Here is a 16,464-nt window from a genome sequence, read left to right as displayed (position 1 = left end):
CGACACCCTGTCGAGTCGCATCCGCTTCATCCCCGAAGTGCACCACCCATGAGGAGGACCCCCCACATGTCCGTGATGCGTCACACCCGCCGGAGGTTCGCCGGCATCAGCGCGACCGCCGTCGCGGCCCTCGCGCTCGGCGCGGCCGCCGCACTGCCCGCCTCGGCCGCCGACAGCGGTGCGCAGGGTGTCATCGAGAACGCCGGCGCCGCCGGAAGCATCTCCGGCAGCTACATCGTGACCCTGAAGGACTCCGCTGCCCGCTCCACCGCCGACAGCGGCAAGGCCGTGGCGAAGCGCTACGGCGCGAAGATCGACCGGACCTACAGCGCGGCCCTCAACGGCTACTCCATCAAGGTCTCCGAGGCGCAGGCCAAGAAGCTCGCCGCCGACCCGGCCGTCCAGTCGGTCGTGCAGGACCGCGTCTTCACCGTGGACGCGACCCAGCCGAACCCGCCGTCCTGGGGCCTCGACCGGATCGACCAGCGCGCGCTCCCGCTGAACCAGAGCTACACCTACCCGGACAAGGCCGGCGAGGGCGTCACCGCGTACGTCATCGACACCGGTGTCCGCATCACGCACCAGGACTTCGGCGGGCGCGCCTCCTACGGCTACGACGCCATCGACAACGACAACACCGCCCAGGACGGCCACGGCCACGGCACGCACGTCGCCGGCACCGTCGCGGGCGGAGCGTACGGCGTGGCCAAGAAGGCCAAGATCGTCGGCGTCCGCGTCCTCGACAACAACGGCTCCGGCACGACCGCCCAGGTCGTCGCCGGCATCGACTGGGTGACCCGCAACGCCGTCAAGCCGGCCGTCGCCAACATGTCCCTCGGCGGCGGCGCCGACTCCGCGCTCGACACGGCCGTCCGCAACTCCATAGCCTCCGGCATCACCTACGGCGTCGCGGCGGGCAACGAGTCCACGAACGCCTCCACCAAGTCCCCGGCCCGTGTCACCGAGGCCATCACCGTCGGCGCCACCACCAACACCGACGCCAAGGCGAGCTACTCCAACTACGGCAACGTCCTGGACCTCTTCGCCCCCGGATCCTCCATCACCTCCTCGTGGGGCACCGGCGACACCGCCACCAACACCATCTCCGGCACGTCCATGGCCACGCCGCACGTGGTCGGGGCGGCGGCTCTGTACCTGTCGCAGAACACCTCGAGCACCCCGGCACAGGTCCGTGACGCCCTGGTCGCGGCCGCCACGCCGAACGTGGTGACCAGCCCCGGTACGGGCTCCCCGAACCTGCTGCTCAACGTCGGCGAGGGTGGCACCGTCCCGCCGGGCAAGCGCTTCGAGAACACCGCCGACTACGCGATCAGCGACAACGCCACCGTCGACTCGCCCGTCACCGTCAGCGGTGTCGCCGGCAACGCCCCGGCGGCGCTGACCGTCGCGGTCGACATCAAGCACACCTACATCGGCGACCTCAAGGTGGACCTGGTCGCGCCCGACGGCACCCTGTACAACCTGCACAACCGCTCCGGCGGCAGCGCGGACAACATCATCAAGACCGTCACCGTCAACGCCTCCTCCGAGGTCGCCAACGGAGTGTGGAAGCTCCGGGTGAACGACAACGCGAACCTGGACACCGGAAAGATCGACTCCTGGGCGCTGACGTTCTGAGCGCAGCGCAGGCAGCAGCGCGTGACTTCTGATCCGCGGTGAACTGATGAACAGGCGGGGGCGACCACACGGTGGTCGCCCCCGCCGCTCGTTCACGGACGCGGGAGACAAGACGCGGGACGCGGGTGCGCCGGACGCCGGACGCGGACCCCTCGACCACCGCGCCCGGCCGCATAGGGTCCGCGCATGGCCACGTACGAACGTGAGATCACCGGTCCGGTCGGCCTGTGCCGGCCCGACGGCAGGCTCGATCCCGCTGCGGTCGGATGGTCGCGCCGGCCCCTGCACCGCTCGGCGATCCCGGGCTGGGGCCGCACCAAACGGTGGGAGTACTGGTGCGTCACGACACCGACGCACCTGGTCGCCCTCACCGTCAGCGACCTGGACTACCTGGCGCTGAACTCCGTCTACGTCCTGGAGTTCGGGCCCGCCCGGCGGCGCGAGTTCGAGCGGACCGCGATCGTGCCCGGCGGCCGCGGCGTGCGCCTGCCCGACACCGTCGCCGGCTCCGCGGGGACGCCGCCCCTCGTCGTGGGACCCGAGCGGCCCGTCCGCGGCCAGGTCCGCATCGAGATCGCCGAAGAGGCGGGCGGCACCCGGCTGACGGCGCGCTGCCTGGGGCCCGGCCGGATGCCCGTGGAGGTCGACCTGCTCGCCGCGCTGCCGGACGGGCACGAGACCCTTTCGGTGGTCGTCCCGTGGAGCGACCGGCGCTTCCAGTACACCTCCAAACACACGGCGCGCCCCGCGTCGGGCACCGTCACCGTCGGGGACGACGTCCTGCCGTTCGGGGACGGAGCGTGGGCCGTACTGGACCACGGGCGCGGGCGCTGGCCCCGGCGCGTGCGTTGGAACTGGGGGGCGGCTTCGGGGCGTACGGGCGGGCACACCGTCGGCATCCAGCTCGGCGGGCAGTGGACCCGCGGCACGGGGTCGACCGAGAACGCGCTGTGCGTCGACGGCAGGCTCACCAAGATCGGCCGGGAGCTCGTCTGGGACTTCGCGCCCGACGACCCCCTGGCGCCGTGGACCGTCCACGACGGCCGGGACGGACAGGACGGACAGGACGCACTGGTGGACCTGCGGTTCACACCGTTCCACGTACGGCGCGTCCGCACGGACGTCGGGCTCATCGGCAGCCGCACCGACCAGTGCTTCGGCCACTACGCGGGCACCGTCCGCGACGAAGGGGGGCGGCGGATCGCGGTCGACGGCCTGCTGGGCTGGGCGGAGAACGTCCGCATGCGTTGGTAGCGGCCCAGCTCCCGGGCCAGCCGGTCAGTCTCGGCCTCCTCCCGCTCCGTCGAGGGCGGTGACGGTGCCGCCGCCGGCGAGGGTTCCCATCAGGGACACCGGCCCGTCCGGTCCGGCCCAAGGGGCGGTGAGGGTGCGTTCGGCAGCGTCGGCGCGGACCGCTCCGGTCGCCGTGATTGCGCTGACCTGCCGGCTTCCTGCGGCCAGCAGGTACCAGCGGCCGGCCGGGGAACGCCAGCGGAAACCCGCGAGGAGGTGCTGGCCGAACCTGCCGCAGGCGGCGGTGGACCGGGCCCGTGCCACGTCCTGCGGTGTTCCGGCCTCGAGGCGCAGCAGGACGGTGACGTCGCCGGGCCCTGCCCAGCCGGAGGCCCGCGTGCAGGACCAGACGGCGCGGCCGGCGCCGTCGGGCAGCTGGGCGGCCGCGAAGTCCCAGACGTTGACGGCCCGGTACGCGCCTCCGCGCAGTTCGCCGAGCCGGCAGGCCAGGCGCGCCCAAGTCGCGCGGGCCTCGGGGCCGGTGGCTTCGCGCGGCTGGCGGGCGGGGGCGGCGGGGCCGTCCGGCAGTGGCGTGTAAGTCAGGTGTACGGGGGACAGCGCGCCGAGGTCGGTGAGGACGAAGGAGTGCTTCTCGACGATGCGGGTCGAGGAGGTGAGTTCGAGGACGGGCCAGGACGCACAGGATCCGCCGGCCGGAGGCACTGCGGCCGGGGCGGTGACCCCGTCGGCGGCGACGGCGAGCGCGTGTCCCGTGTCGCCCGCCCGGAGCAGGTCGCGGGCGGCTGCCCGCGCGATCCAGGGGGCGAGGAGGTAGCGGGCCGACGCCCCGTCGGGGGCCCGGGACAGGGTGAGGGCGGCCGCCGTGGTGACCCCGGCGTCGTCGGTGCGGGTGACGTCGAGCGTGCGGCCGCCGCTGGAGCGGGTGGTGGTTTCGCCGTAGCGCACGACGCGGTCCCCGTCGCGCATGAGCACCACCGCGCGGCCGTCCAGTTCGCCCGCGTAAAGGAGTTGGGGCGGCCGTGCAGGCGGTTCGGCCGTGGTGCCGGGAGTCGTGGCGACCGGGGTCGTGCCCGGCGCGGCCCAGGTGCCGAGGGCGCGGGCCAGCAGGTCGCGGTCGCCGGTCCGGCCGCCGCGGGCGGGCCAGGCGGTGAAGTCGACGCGGGCGGTGTCGGACCACGCCTCGGCGGAAACGCGCTGGAGCCGGGCGGGGTCCAGCGCCCCGGAGGCCGCCGCGGATCCGGCGGCCGGCCGTACGTCCGGATCCGGGCGCGAGCCGTGGACGGCCAACAGGGTGAGGGTCAGCGCCAAGGCGGCGAGACCGGCCCAGCAGGCCCGTGCCCTGCGGCGCCGGCGCAGCAGGTCGGTGGGGCGGGCGCTGACCACGCTGGCGTCGAACTCCGGTCGGCGCAGGGCCCGGAGCAGTTCCTCGCCGACGGGCAGGGCGAGGGCGTCGCGTACGGCGCCGGCCGGATCGGCGGCCCCGGCCCGGCCGAGGAGGCGTACGGTCTCGTCCTCCGCCAGGTCGTCCAGGTGGAGCAGGACGAACGCCGCCCGCACCGGGGCGGGGGCACCGCTCAGGGTCTGGGCGGCCTCGTCGATCCCGCCCGCGGGCGGCCACAGCCGCAGCCCCCACACGAAGGGCGGGACGGGCGGTCGTCCGATACGGGCCCAGGTGATGGCAGGTCCCCCAGGGGCGAGGGCGGCGCGCAGGACGCGGGAGCGGACCAGCGCGAGATGCCGGTCGGGCCCGTCCGTGCCGCCCTCGGCCGGGGCGGGTCCCGCCGGTGTGCCGGAGCGGGGCAGCGCCCGCTGCACAGCCTTGTGGGCCAGCAGAACGCGGGCGTGCCGGCCCAGCGAGTCCGGGAGCGTCAGGTAGGCGAGCCGGACCAGTCGGGGGTAGTGCTCGACGAGGACCGCCTCGGCGTGCTCGACGGCGTCCGACCCGAATCTCTGAGAGGTGCTCACGCCCGCGTCAAACGAGTGAATCCTGCGATGGTCACACACCGATCCGGATCCGTCCGGCCCAGCCGCCGTTTCGCCCGGCCCTGCCACCGCTTCGCCCGGTACGGCACCGACCGTGGGCAGGCGTGCGGGCGACCCGGGCCCGGGGAACGGGGCCGGCGCCTCGTCCGGTTCCCCGGCGGCTGCGGCCGGTCCGGTGGCCGGCCGGGCAGTGCCGGCCGCTGGCCGGCCGTGGCCTGGGCCTGGGCCGGGACCGGTACGGACTCAGATGCGGGGCTCGGGGCCGCCGGACGGAGTGGAGGGGAGGTTCTCCTCCCCCGGGCCGCCGCGCGCGGTGCTGCCGCCGGTGCGGCGCAGTTGCTGCGTGCCCGCGCCCGGTGCCGTGAGGTGGTCCAGGGTGCCGGTGATCTCCAGGATCCGGTTCAGCTGTACGGTCCGGCCGTCGATGTGGAGCCCCGCGCCCGCCTTGTCGGCCAGGCGCCGGACCATCAGCAGGGCCGCCAGGCCGCTGGAGTCGACGGCGGACAGCCCGGCACAGTCCAGCCGCAGGTCCCGTAGCCCGGGACGCGCGGCGATGAGACGGCCGACCGCCTCGATGAGGCGGTCGGCGTGGAGGTGGTCGAGGTCGCCGCTCAGCTCGACGCGCACGGCCTCGTGCGAGGAGGTGTACGTCAGGCCGAGCGGGGCGGAGGGCAGACTCGTCATTCGGCGGTCCCGGCGGCGGTGAGGAGAGTACGGGTCAGGCCGGCGGCTCCGGCCCGCAGGGTGGCGGTGGTACGGGGGAAGTCCTGCAGTTCCCGCTCCAGGAGCTCCAGGGCGGGCAGCAGTGAGGCGGCCGGGACGCCGCGGGCATCCAGGACGCCTGCGGTCCACAACAGGAATCCGCGGAAGAGCTCCTCGTCGCCGGTGTAGAGGGCGGCGGCCAGGAACTCGACGACGTGGGAGAGGTCTTCGGCGGTGCGCTCGCGCTGCACTGCGGTGTAGGTGCGCATCGCCGGATAGGCGTTCTCCAGCTGGTGGAACACGGCTCGGACCAGCCGCGGGCGGCTCCGGGCGACCAGCGTGTACTCCTGGTCGTCGAGGTGGGGCAGGTCGTCGACGGCCTGGTGCCCTGGCCGGGGCCGCGGCAGGGGGCCGCAGGCCAGCTCGTCGGCGGCGGCCCGCGCGTCGGGGGCCCAGGCGTCCGCGCCCAACAGGCGGGCGTAGCGGCCTTCCGGTCCGAAGGCGGCGCCGCCCACGATCACGGGGGTCCCGACGGCCTGGCAGGCGGTGATGGCCGCGTGCGCGGCGGGCAGCCGGGTCGCGAGGGAGCCGGAGAGGGCCACGGCGTCCGGGCCGGTGCGGTGCAGATGCGCGACGAGGTGCGGGGCGGGAACCTGCGCGCCGAGGTAGTCGACGTGCCAGCCCCTGATCCGCAGCACCTCGGCCAGGAGCCGGGCGGGCAGCGCGTGCCACTCGCCGTCCACGCAGGCAACCGTGATCCGGCCGCGCGTCGGTTCCCCGCGCGCCGACCGGTGCAGGGCGACGGCGGCGACGGCGCGGTCGTTGATGGCGGTCGCCGCGTGCGCCTGCGCGACGGTGATGCGGTTCGCCGCCCACTCGCGGCCGACCCGCCCCTGTACGGCGGCGATGACGTCGAGCAGGAGGTCCTCCGCGCCCGTGCCCTCGTCCAGTGCGCGCAGCAGCGTGCCTACCGTGGCGGCCTCGTCGAACGCCATCACCGACTCCCAGACCTGCGCGAGGAGTTCCTCCGACGCCGCAGCGCGATGCGTGGTCGTGGCGGTGAAGGCGGCAGGGGCTGTGGCCGGTGCCAGGCCGGTGTCGTGCGGGCTCACGCGGTGAACCGCCCGCGGGTGTGGCCGTCGACGGCGCTGAGGTGGTTGGTGCGCGGCGCCGAGATCACGACGACGGCCATGTCGTCGTGGTGTCCGGCCCCCACCCACCGGGAGGTGAGCATCTGCACGTGCTCCACGACGGCCTCGGCGGGCATCGCCGCGCACTCCGACAGGGCGCGGCGCAGCCGCTCCTCCCCGAACATCGCACCGCCCATGGGTCCTCCCCGTGCCTCGCTGATCCCGTCGGTGTACAGCACGCAGGTGTCCCCGGGGGCCAGCGTCACGTGGGCCGTCTCCGTGGTGATCCGGGGCAGGGCGCCGACCAGCGTGCCCTTCGTGCGGGCCTCCTCCACCCGGCCGTCGGAGCGCAGGATCAGCGGGGCGGGGTGGCCGGCGCTCGTCAGGCGCAGCCGCACCGCGTTCCCGTCCCGGGCGGCGGATGCCAGGACGATGGTGGCGAAGCGGGTGCTCTCGGAGTTGAGCAGCGAGGTGTTGAGGAGGCTCAGGATCCGGTGGTGGTCGTCGGCCATCGGGAGGAGGGCGTGCAGGGTGTTGCGGATCTTGCCCGTCATCACCGCTGCCTCCAGTCCCTTGCCGCACACGTCCCCGAGTACGACGAGGGAGGGTTCGCCCTCCTCGGCGGCCGGGTGCACGTCGTAGAAGTCGCCGCCCACCCGTTCGTGGTCCTTCGACGGCCGGTAGCCCCCTGCGTACTCCACCCCGGAGACCTGCTGCAGCCGGGGCGGCAGGAGCTCGCGCATCAGGGTGTCGGTGATCGACGCCTGCTCCGCGTAGAGCCGGGCGGCCGACATCGCGGCGCCCGCCCGGGCGGCGAACAGCCGCGCGAACACCTCCTCGCCCTCCGTGAACGCGTTCGCGCCGTCCGCCCGCAGCAGTACCAGGGCGCCCGCGGGCACGCCGTGCCCGGGCAGGGGTGTGATGACGATCGACCCCACGGTGTCCAGGCCGTCCGGCACCAGCCAGGCCGGGGCGGCGGACGGGTCGAGCCAGCGGGAGGGAACGGGCGGGAAGCCCTGGAGCGCCTCGGCCAGCCCCGGTACCTCCTCGGGGTCGACGACCGCTCGGGACACCGACGGGCCGCCTCCGCGGACGCAGGACACGATCGGAAGCTCGGAGCGGTGCAGGGGCGCGAACACCAGGGCCGCGTCCGCGAGGTGATCGGCCGCCATCTGGGCGGTGACGTCCATGCACCGGTCGAGGTTGAGGGACGACAGCAGGAGGTTGGAGGAACGGACCAGGAAATCGGTGCGTTCCCGTTCGGTCCACAGGGCTTCCCGGACCAGCCGGTGGTCGGTGTCGTCCACGAGCCACCACACGACCGTGCCGTCGTCACCGGGGGTCGGATGCGCCTCGTACGAGCGGTCCCCCACGGCCCCCTGGACGGTACCGGCTCCGGCGGGCGGGCGCTGCGCGGGCGGGGGTGTGGTGTGGCGCGCGTGCGCCGAGACCAGCCATCCCGGCACCGCGGCCGCCATCGCCGAGCCCGGGCGGGCGTCGGGGAACACCAGCCCGGCCGCCTCGTTGGCGCGGACCACGACAGCACGGGCATCGGCCACCAGCACCGGGTAGGGGACCTGATTCCACGACAGGCCCTCGGCGGGCGAGCTCGGCGTCGTCTCGGTGGAAGGAACCAAACGTTGAAGGCCCGCTGCGCGGACCCCTCACCTCTTCATCGCGTCATCGCGTTCATCACGTCGGAAAAGACCTCGGACGGCCTCGGCACAACAGTTGTCCTCCGGCAACCATCCTCCATGGGCCGTACACCGTGCAACCGGGCCCCGGCTGAACGTGGTGTCGAGGGCTCATCCCTGCGGGTGCCGGAGTGCCGCGGGGCCGAGCCGTTCGCCGGTACGGACACCCGGTCACCGGGCCCGGACACGATGTAGGAGGATGTCCCGGTGACAGGAGAGGAAGCGGTCGTCACCACGACCACAGAACGCGATGCGACCGTCATCAGCCTGCACGGCGAAGTCGACGAGGACAACGCGCCGTTCCTGGCCCGCGCCCTCGCGCAGGCCGCGGCGAGCGGCGTGCCGCGCACCGTGGTGGACCTGTCGGGAACCACCTTCGTGGACTCCTCCGTGCTGCACGCGCTGCTTGACGCGCAGCGGGCCCACGCGGCCGCGGCGGCGGTGCTCGTCCTCGCCGGCCCGCTGCACACCGCCGTCCGGCGACTGTTCGAAGTCACCGGATCCGCACCGGCGTTCCGGATGGCGGACAGCGTGGCGACAGCGATGACATGCTGACCCCCACCCCACGTCCCCGAACGGGTCGCCACGGTACGACCCGTGCGGCCATGGGCAGGCGATGAGCATGAACCGACCCCCGCCGTCCGAAGCCCCCCTGGGCTCGCAGCGGCACCGCGTGGACGCCGCCGGCGACCGGCACGCCGGCCCGCCCGCCTCGGCGGCCGCGGCCCGTGAGCACGTCCGCGAGCTGCTGCTCCTCGCGGGCGTGGACCTCGACAGCGTCACCGCGGCGGACGCGCTGCTCGTCACGTCGGAGCTGGTCACCAACGCGATCCGGCACGGTGACGGGGTCACCGCCTTCCGGGCCGACATCTCCGGCGACGTCCTGCGGCTGTCCATCGCCGATGCCAACCCGCGCCTCCCCGCGGCCCGTACGGGGACGGTGGACCACCCCGGTGGATACGGCTGGCCGCTCATCCAGCGGCTGACGGAGCACGTCGACTGCAGCACACGCCCCGACGGCAAGACGATCACGACGGCCCTCCGCCTGAGCTGACCCGTCCCGGGAGGCGGTCGCGGCCGTGTGCCGCGGCCGGCGGGCCGGCCGGCACGTCGGAGGCGGATCGCCCGATCCGGGTACCACCCGGTCGGCGGGCGCATCATCGGGCGGTGACGGGCAACAAGGGCCTCCATGACGACGGAGAACGGCGGGTCCGCGAGACGCTCCCGGCTGGTGTGGCTCTTGGCGGCCCAGACCACCTCGATGGTGCTCCTGGGCCTCTGGGTGACACATGTGGCGGTCGGCCATTGGCCGCTCACCCTGGAGGGCCGGCTGTCCCAGGCCTTCGCCACGCATCGGAGCCCCGTCGGGAACGGCCTCACCGCGGGGCTGTCGCTGCTGGCCAGCACGGAGGGCATCGTCGGTGTGACGCTGGTCTGCGTGGCCGCGCTGCTGGCGCTGCCGTCCGCCCCGCGGTGGGCCGAGGCCGTGTTCCTGGGTGCGTCGGTCGCCGTCCAGTCGGCGGTCTTCCTCGTCGTCACGGTCTTCGTGGAGCGGCCGCGCCCCGATGTTCCCCAGTTGGACGGGGCGCCGCCCACGTCGAGTTTCCCCTCGGGGCACGTCGGCGCGTCCGTCGCCCTGTACGGAGGGTTGGCGACCCTCGTGCTGAGCCGTACGCGTGGCCCGTGGCGGTACCTCACGGCCGGGGTGCTGCTGCTCGTGCCGCCCGCGGTCGGGCTGTCCCGGGTCTACCGGGGGATGCACCATCCGTCCGACGTGCTGGGCGGTCTGCTCAACGGCGCCGCGACCCTGCTCGTCCTGGGGTCCGTGTTCCTGGCCGGCCACGGCGCCGACGGCGGCCGGGCACCGAAGGGGGCTTCGGGTGGCGGGGCCCGGGCCGTACCCGCGCAGCCAGGCCGGCCCCCGCTCACGGGCGGGCGTCGTGGGGGCGGGCGGGCCGTCGTCGTACGCCATCCCCACGGCTGCCCGGACGAGCTGGCCGATGAGGTGCGCGCCCGGCTCCACCGGCACGGCTTCACCGCGCAGCGGTGGACCTCGACCACCGTGGACCGGCCCGGCGGGAGCCTGGCCGAGGAGTGCGCCGCGGGCGGTGTGGACCTGGTCGTCGTATGCGGCGGCGACGGCACCGTACGCGTCTGCGCCGACGTCGTCGCCGGCACCGGAATCCCGCTGGTGCTCGTGCCCTGCGGCACCGGCAACCTGCTCGCCCGAAATCTGGACCTCTCCTCCGACCCGGCGACGGCGCTCGACGAGGCCCTGGCCGGCGGCGACTTCGGGATCGACGTCGGCCGGGTGGAGGGGGACGGCCTCCGGCCGACCCGGTTCACCGTCATGGCGGGGGCGGGCTTCGACGCCGCCATGGTCCGCGACGCGTCTCCGGTGCTCAAGGCACGCCTGGGCTGGGCGGCGTACGCCCTGTCGGCGGCCCGGCACCTGCGCGACCCCCGCATGCGCCTGTCCCTCCGCCTCGACGGGGGCCGCCGGATCCGGCGGCGGGCCCGCATGGTCGTCATCGGCAACGTCGGCTCGCTCCAGGCCGGCCTGGAACTGCTGCCGCGGGCCCGGCCGGACAGCGGCCGGCTGGAGGTCGTGCTCTTCGACCCGCGGGGAGCCGCCGGCTGGCTCGCCGCAGCGGCCCACCTGGCCGTCCGCGTCGTACGGCGTCCGGCCGCGGCCCCCGCAGCCGGCGGGCCGGACGGGTCTGTGTCCGTCGCCGCGGGATCGCTGGAGTACTTCAGTGCCGGCCGGATCGAGGTCCGCTTCGCGCGGGCCCAGGACCGCGAGGTCGACGGCGACACCATGAGCAGGGGCGCCCGGCTGACCGTCGACACCGAACCGGGCGCCCTGCGGATTCGGCTGCCCCGCGCGCCCGGCGCCGCAAGCGCCGCAACCGCCGCCGCGCTGTCCGGCGTACCCGACCGCACCTCGCGTACCGCACCCACCGCACACCTCTGAGGAGACGAACGATGGGAACCGCCACCCGGGTACCGCAGCGACGCGACGTGCGGGGCGACGAGTTGTCCGGCGACGAGGCATGGGCGGCGCTGCGCCGTTACGGCGGCTGGCGCCTGGCCCGGGACTCCTTCGTGCGCTTCCGCTACGCGGACGGCTTCAGCCACTCCCGCGCCCTGGCCCTCCAGACCGTCCTGTCGATCGTGCCCCTGGCCATCGCAGCGATAGGCCTCTCCGGCGTGCTGCACACCGAGGACATCGGGCGCGTGGCCGAGCTCACGATCAGCCGGTTGACCAGCGGGCCCAGCCAGGAAATGGTCGACGAGGCCCTGCGCGAGAGCCGCCGGCACGCCGGCGACGGCGGGCAGGCGGCCCTGTGGCTGGGCCTGTTGTTCTCCCTCGTCAACGTCACCACGAGCCTGTGCCAGGTCGAGCGCGGCGCGAACCGCATCTACGGCAACGAACGCGACCGGCCCTTCCTGCGCAAGTACTCGCGCGGCCTGGTCATGGCGGTGCTGGCTGGGCTCCCCCTCGGGCTCAGCTTCATCCTCACGGTCCTCGGCGCCCACCTGACCCGCGCGTTCGCCGAGGTGTACCACCTCGGCGAGGCCACCATCCGCGCCTGGGACGTCCTGCGGTGGCCCGTCGGCATCCTGCTGGCCGTGCTCGCCACCAGCGCGATCTTCCGGCTCTCGCCGCGCCGTGCCCAACCCGGCTACACCTGGCTCGCCTTCGGCGCCGTCGTGCACCTGGTGCTGTGGCTCGGCGCGACCTGGGCGCTGAGCCTGTACGTCGGCGCCAGCAGTTCCTTCACCAGCGTGTACGGGCCCCTCAGCGCGATCATGTCCCTGCTGCTGTGGTCCTACCTCACCTCCCTGGCCCTGTTCCTCGGCCTCTCCTTCGCGGCCCAGCTGGAAGCCGTGCGCGCGGGGACGAAGGATCCGGTGGCCCGGGACCCGGGCGTCTGACACCGCACCCGCCCGCCCGCTACGCCCCCTCCCCGAAGGCAGGTACCGCCCCCATGGCACAGCGCACGGCCCGTTCCCGACGACTCGCCAGCGTCCGGGCGCTGCTCGCCCGGCACTCGGGACCCGACGCCGCCTTCGGTCGCAGACTGGTGCTGGCGGTGACGGCGACGGCCGCGGTGGCGGTGCCGTTCGCCCTGGCCCTCGTACTCGTCGAGTCCCGGTGGCCGCCGCTGTACCGGCTCGACCGGGCCACCGCGGAGCGGCTGCACCGCACCGCCCTCGAACACCCGGCCTGGGTGCGCGTCCTGGACTTCTTCACCGGCGTGGTGTGGGACCCGGTGACCATGCGGCTGCTGGTGGCGGCCCTGGTGGTGTGGCTCCTGACCCGGCGGGCCTGGCGCCTGGCAACCTGGGCCGCCGTCACGGCGACGTCCGGGGCGCTGATCGGGTTCCTGGTCAAGAACGTGGTGGAGCGGGCCCGTCCGCACCTGCCGGAACCCGTCGCCCACGCGCCCGGCTTCTCGTTCCCCTCCGGCCACGCCATGACGGCCATGACCTCCTGCGCCGTCCTCCTCCTGGTGCTGCTCCCGCTGGTGCCCCGCGCCTGGCGGGCACTGCCGTGGGCGCTCGCGGCGACGGCGGTCCTGGGGGTGGGCTACACCCGGGTCGCCCTGGGGGTGCACTGGGTGAGCGACGTGGTCGGGGGCTGGCTGCTCGGCGCCGCCGTGGTGACGGCGACGACGCTCGTCTTCGAGGCCTGGCGGGCAGACACCGGGCGACCGCGTACGGCGGTGAGCGAGGGCCTGGAGCCCGAGATCTCCTCCGACGCCGACCCGGAGGCCCCCTCCCGCCAGGCGGCCGTCGCGCCGTCCGACCTGGGCACGTGACGCTTCTTCACCTCTTCTGCGAGCAACCGCGTTTGAAGGCGGGCTTCCGGGTCAGACGCGTGTTGTCGGAAGTCAACGGCTTCCGGTACGGGCTCCGCCGCAGGGCGTCCTCCCCCTGGCGCCGTGCGGCCGGCCCGGCTGAACGACGGGCTGCCGCCGGACCCGTACGGCACCCGGGCACCCGCACTTCCCGGCCGCCTCCCCGCGCCGGAAGGGCAGGGTGTCCGGCGAACCCCCGGCGTCGGCGCTCGTACCGCCGTCCCCGGGCAGCGGACCACCCGGCGGCAGCAGCCCGGCACTCCCCCGATCCCCGTCAGCCCTGTAGGCGAACGGTCATCTCCACGGTGACCTCGTCCCCTGCCGCCAGCCCCAGCGGCGTTCGGACGGCGCTCTTGACGGGCAGCCAGTACCCGCCTTCCCGCGGGAACAGCGACGTCTCGAAGGTGACTTCGCCGATGCGGGCCTCCACGGGGACGACGCCCCAGCCGTACGTGGCCATCGCCGCCACCTGCTGCACATCGGCGGCCTGGTCTTCCGGCACGGGGACGAAGTAGAACGGCGCGGGTCCACGCCACTCGACCATCCGGCCGTCGAAGACGATGTGCATCGAAGCGTTCCCTCCTCGGGACGGCGCCGGGCGGTGCGCTGCAAGCCACTCACCCTACGCGAGGGCCGTCCTGGCGATGAGGGAGTCCGGGGACTGCAGCCGCAGCGGCTTCGTGACCGCCGCGCAGAAGTCGGCGAGCCCCGCTGCCAGGGCGGCCCGGGAGGCCTGCGGCATCGCGGCCATCGCCTCGGCCAGCACCTCCTGTCTGCGGGCGCGCAGCCGTTCGAGGTACGTCCGGCCCGCGGGCGTCAGCTGGAGCAGCACCTCGCGGCGGTCTTCCGAACCCGGGTGCCGTTCGAGGAAGCCGACGGCCTGCAGGCGGTCGCAGAGCCGGGTGACCGACGGCGGGGCCGCCTCCAGCAGCCTGCCGAGCTCGCGCAGGTTCAGCTGGTCGTTCCCGTCGACGAGGAACAGCACCCGGGCCTGCGCGGAGGAGACGGGCGGGGCGCTGGCCGTGTCCCGGCCCCGCTCCCAGACCACCTCCAACAGCTCGATCAGCTCGCTCATTTCCGCCACCGCCGACACGGCGGGCCGCGGGGAGCCGATCGACGGCTGACTCATGTGACACTCCCTACCGGACGTACGCGCAGCCCTTCCCCGGCGGACCGGCGGCTTCGTCGTCCCCCATCTTGGCAGTTGCGAGGAAGACAGGTACGGGTCCGGTGACTGAAGGCGAACGCGGCGAGGGCGCCGGGAACGTGGAACGCCTGCTGCGCGAGGCGGCGCCGCACGAGCTGTTCGAGAAGGTCCGCGGCGTCCTGGCCCGCGACCACGGGGCGGCCGGCGCCAAACTGCTGATGGCGGACTACGCCTCCGCCCGGCTGCAGCCCGTCACGGCGCAGCCCTTCACCGCCGATTCCGTGTCGGCGTACAACAGCTCCGAGGGCCGGGCCTTCGGCGCCCAGGAGCCGCACGTGGTGTCCGAGGAGGGCGGGACCACCGTCCATCTGCCGGTGAGCGTGCGCGGCGACCGGCTCGGGGTCCTGAGCGTCCGCTACCCGGCCGGCGTCCGGGTCGGCGGACTCCTCGGCCCGCTGCAGGACGTGGCGGACGCGCTGGCCCACGAGATCCTCGTCGCCGACCGCGACACCGACTTCTTCCTCCAGGCGCGCCGGGCCAGGCGGCTCACGCTGGCCGCCGAGATGCAGTGGGAGCTGCTGCCGGGGCGCTCCTGCTCCCGTCCCGAGTACGACCTCGGAGCCCAGCTGGAGCCCGCGTACGCCATCCACGGCGACAGCTTCGACTGGTCGGCCTCCGCCGACCATCTGACGCTGACCGTCAACAACGGCATGGGCGAGGGCATCGACGCGGCGCTGCTGACCAGTCTCGCCGTCAGCGCCCTGCGTAACGCCCGGCGGGCCGGACTCGGTCTGGCCGACCAGGCGGCGCTGGCGGACCAGGCTCTCTACGGCCAGTACCAGGGGCGGCTGCACCTGGCGATGCTGCTGCTCCGGTTCGACCTGGACACCGGCGAGGTCGAGGTCATCGACGCCGGGTCGCCCCGGGTCTGGCGGCTGCGCGGGGGCACGCTGGAGCCGTTCGCCCTGGAGGCTCAGCTGCCGCTGGGGATGTTCGAGGACACCGTCTACACCTGCCAGCGCTTCCGGATGCTGCCCGGGGACCGGCTGTTCTTCCTGAGCGACGGCGTCTACGACGTCCTCTCGCCGGCGGGCGAGCCCTACGGCCTGCACGCCCTGGCCCGGGCCGTCACGAACACCCGGCTGCTGCCTCCCTCGCAGGTGCCGCGCGCCCTGCTGGAGGAGCTGCCGGGCTACCGGGGCGGTGCGGACGCCGCCGACGACGCGATGGTGGTCTGCCTGGACTGGCACGGCAGGCCCGGTACGGAGCGCAGCGGCGAACGCTGAGCCGTGAGCGGTGAGCGGTGAGCCGCCCGAACGGGACGGTGGCACAGTGGTGGCATGGCCCGTCCCGGCCGCTCCGGCGCCTACGAGGACCCGGCCGCGGCCCTTTCCGCCGCGGCGGAACTCCTCGCGGTGCTGCACGCCAGGGGCCAGGACGGTGTGGAACCCGCCGTATCGCCGTCGCAGCTGCGGGCGCTGCTCGCCGTCGAGGGGGCCGAGGGAATCAACCTGCGGACGCTGAGCGACGTACTCGGCTCGCGCCCGCCGTCGGTCACCCGGCTCTGCGACCGGCTGGAGGCCATGGGACTGCTGATCCGCTCGCCCCGTCCGTCCAGCCGGCGCGAGGTGGAGCTGCGGCTCACGCCGCGGGGGCGGGCGCTGCTGGACGAGCGGCGGGCGATCCGGATGCGCGAGCTGTCGGCGGTGCTCGGCCGGATGGCGCCCGAGGCCGTGGACGCGCTGATCGCGGGCCTGACGGCGTTCCGGGCGGCGGCCGCGGAGTCGTACCCGGCCGACGGCCCGCCGGCGGGCACGGACACGTCTGCCGCACCGGCATCCCCGGGACCGAGGGCTACGTCCGCACCGGCCCGGGTCCCGGACAGCGCCTGACGGTCGACGGTCCGTGGGGGGCGGTGACGGGCCCGTCCGCCGGCATGACAGAATCATTGAGTTCGTAAAATATTGCCTACCGGCAAATGATCACTCTAGGCTTACCCGACGCAACCAGGCGTCCGTCGGGCATCCACCGTCCGAAACCAGAAGGGGCAG

General features: G+C 74.4%; 15 protein-coding genes. 9 read left to right on the top strand and 6 right to left on the bottom strand.

The genetic code is table 11. The annotated features are described in order from the left end of the window. The first annotated feature begins 66 nt into the window (after positions 1–66). The gene (locus OHA91_RS38170) at positions 67–1,638 is read left to right on the top strand and encodes a S8 family peptidase (protein ID WP_266504421.1); all 1,572 of its coding nucleotides are present in this window, start codon (positions 67–69) and stop codon (positions 1,636–1,638) included. A 186-nt stretch (positions 1,639–1,824) separates the two neighbouring features. Further along, positions 1,825–2,892: a DUF2804 domain-containing protein gene (locus tag OHA91_RS38165; protein WP_328740946.1), complete on the top strand. Its 1,068-nt coding sequence runs from the start codon at positions 1,825–1,827 to the stop codon at positions 2,890–2,892. A gap of 24 nt (positions 2,893–2,916) precedes the next feature. Here the strand turns inward: OHA91_RS38165 and OHA91_RS38160 are convergent, their stop codons facing one another. The 4 genes from OHA91_RS38160 to OHA91_RS38145 form a co-directional block, all read right to left on the bottom strand. After that, a complete protein-coding gene (locus tag OHA91_RS38160) occupies positions 2,917–4,857 on the bottom strand; it encodes a hypothetical protein (RefSeq protein WP_328740945.1) in 1,941 nt (646 codons plus the stop codon). A 261-nt stretch (positions 4,858–5,118) separates the two neighbouring features. Continuing rightward, complete coding sequence (locus OHA91_RS38155; protein ID WP_266504429.1) at positions 5,119–5,559, bottom strand: STAS domain-containing protein; 441 nt, start codon at positions 5,557–5,559, stop codon at positions 5,119–5,121. After that, entirely contained in the window at positions 5,556–6,572 is a 1,017-nt protein-coding gene (locus tag OHA91_RS38150) for a cobalamin B12-binding domain-containing protein (protein ID WP_408059256.1), read from the bottom strand. The genes OHA91_RS38155 and OHA91_RS38150 overlap by 4 nt, the downstream gene beginning before the upstream one ends. A 113-nt stretch (positions 6,573–6,685) precedes the next feature. Continuing rightward, a complete protein-coding gene (locus tag OHA91_RS38145) occupies positions 6,686–8,272 on the bottom strand; it encodes a PP2C family protein-serine/threonine phosphatase (protein WP_408059255.1) in 1,587 nt (528 codons plus the stop codon). A 336-nt stretch (positions 8,273–8,608) separates the two neighbouring features. Here OHA91_RS38145 and OHA91_RS38140 point away from each other — a divergent pair, with 336 nt between their 5' ends. From OHA91_RS38140 to OHA91_RS38120, 5 genes are all read left to right on the top strand, one after another. After that, entirely contained in the window at positions 8,609–8,956 is a 348-nt protein-coding gene (locus tag OHA91_RS38140; RefSeq protein WP_031154990.1) for an STAS domain-containing protein, read from the top strand. A 67-nt stretch (positions 8,957–9,023) separates the two neighbouring features. Next, entirely contained in the window at positions 9,024–9,455 is a 432-nt protein-coding gene (locus tag OHA91_RS38135) for an ATP-binding protein (RefSeq protein WP_328740943.1), read from the top strand. A 135-nt stretch (positions 9,456–9,590) separates the two neighbouring features. Further along, positions 9,591–11,375, top strand: a complete 1,785-nt coding sequence (locus OHA91_RS38130; protein WP_078959487.1) for a diacylglycerol kinase family protein — start codon at positions 9,591–9,593, stop codon at positions 11,373–11,375. An 11-nt stretch (positions 11,376–11,386) separates the two neighbouring features. After that, entirely contained in the window at positions 11,387–12,340 is a 954-nt protein-coding gene (locus OHA91_RS38125; protein ID WP_266504437.1) for a YihY/virulence factor BrkB family protein, read from the top strand. Positions 12,341–12,393: 53 nt separating this feature from the next. After that, entirely contained in the window at positions 12,394–13,227 is an 834-nt protein-coding gene (locus OHA91_RS38120; RefSeq protein ID WP_328740942.1) for a phosphatase PAP2 family protein, read from the top strand. A 313-nt stretch (positions 13,228–13,540) separates the two neighbouring features. Here OHA91_RS38120 and OHA91_RS38115 read toward each other — a convergent pair whose 3' ends face one another. Together OHA91_RS38115 and OHA91_RS38110 are read right to left on the bottom strand one after the other, a co-directional pair. Then, the gene (locus OHA91_RS38115; protein WP_031154976.1) at positions 13,541–13,834 is read right to left on the bottom strand and encodes a DUF1905 domain-containing protein; all 294 of its coding nucleotides are present in this window, start codon (positions 13,832–13,834) and stop codon (positions 13,541–13,543) included. A 54-nt stretch (positions 13,835–13,888) separates the two neighbouring features. Then, positions 13,889–14,395 (bottom strand): MarR family winged helix-turn-helix transcriptional regulator, encoded by a 507-nt coding sequence (locus OHA91_RS38110; protein ID WP_328740940.1) that lies wholly within the window; start codon positions 14,393–14,395, stop codon positions 13,889–13,891. 101 nt (positions 14,396–14,496) lie between these two features. Between OHA91_RS38110 and OHA91_RS38105 the strand changes: the two genes are divergently transcribed. Together OHA91_RS38105 and OHA91_RS38100 are read left to right on the top strand one after the other, a co-directional pair. Next, positions 14,497–15,699 carry a PP2C family protein-serine/threonine phosphatase gene (locus tag OHA91_RS38105; RefSeq protein ID WP_328740939.1) on the top strand — a complete coding sequence of 401 codons (1,203 nt, stop codon included), beginning with the start codon at positions 14,497–14,499 and terminating at the stop codon, positions 15,697–15,699. Positions 15,700–15,753: 54 nt separating this feature from the next. Then, positions 15,754–16,305 (top strand): MarR family winged helix-turn-helix transcriptional regulator, encoded by a 552-nt coding sequence (locus OHA91_RS38100; protein ID WP_063835611.1) that lies wholly within the window; start codon positions 15,754–15,756, stop codon positions 16,303–16,305. Positions 16,306–16,464: the final 159 nt, after the last annotated feature.

This window comes from Streptomyces erythrochromogenes, assembly GCF_036170895.1.
Lineage (GTDB): Bacteria > Actinomycetota > Actinomycetes > Streptomycetales > Streptomycetaceae > Streptomyces > Streptomyces erythrochromogenes.
Note: the sequence above shows the minus strand (reverse complement) of the source record. Positions and strands in the feature narration are given on the sequence as shown.

Coding starts and splice junctions, on each gene's coding strand:
- OHA91_RS38155 (WP_266504429.1), bottom strand. CDS start 5,559: ATGACGAGTCTGCCCTCCGCCCCGCTCGGCCTGACGTACACCTCCTCG.
- OHA91_RS38135 (WP_328740943.1), top strand. CDS start 9,024: ATGAACCGACCCCCGCCGTCCGAAGCCCCCCTGGGCTCGCAGCGGCAC.
- OHA91_RS38115 (WP_031154976.1), bottom strand. CDS start 13,834: ATGCACATCGTCTTCGACGGCCGGATGGTCGAGTGGCGTGGACCCGCG.
- OHA91_RS38130 (WP_078959487.1), top strand. CDS start 9,591: ATGACGACGGAGAACGGCGGGTCCGCGAGACGCTCCCGGCTGGTGTGG.
- OHA91_RS38110 (WP_328740940.1), bottom strand. CDS start 14,395: ATGAGTCAGCCGTCGATCGGCTCCCCGCGGCCCGCCGTGTCGGCGGTG.
- OHA91_RS38125 (WP_266504437.1), top strand. CDS start 11,387: ATGGGAACCGCCACCCGGGTACCGCAGCGACGCGACGTGCGGGGCGAC.
- OHA91_RS38170 (WP_266504421.1), top strand. CDS start 67: ATGTCCGTGATGCGTCACACCCGCCGGAGGTTCGCCGGCATCAGCGCG.
- OHA91_RS38100 (WP_063835611.1), top strand. CDS start 15,754: ATGGCCCGTCCCGGCCGCTCCGGCGCCTACGAGGACCCGGCCGCGGCC.
- OHA91_RS38165 (WP_328740946.1), top strand. CDS start 1,825: ATGGCCACGTACGAACGTGAGATCACCGGTCCGGTCGGCCTGTGCCGG.
- OHA91_RS38150 (WP_408059256.1), bottom strand. CDS start 6,572: ATGGCGTTCGACGAGGCCGCCACGGTAGGCACGCTGCTGCGCGCACTG.
- OHA91_RS38120 (WP_328740942.1), top strand. CDS start 12,394: ATGGCACAGCGCACGGCCCGTTCCCGACGACTCGCCAGCGTCCGGGCG.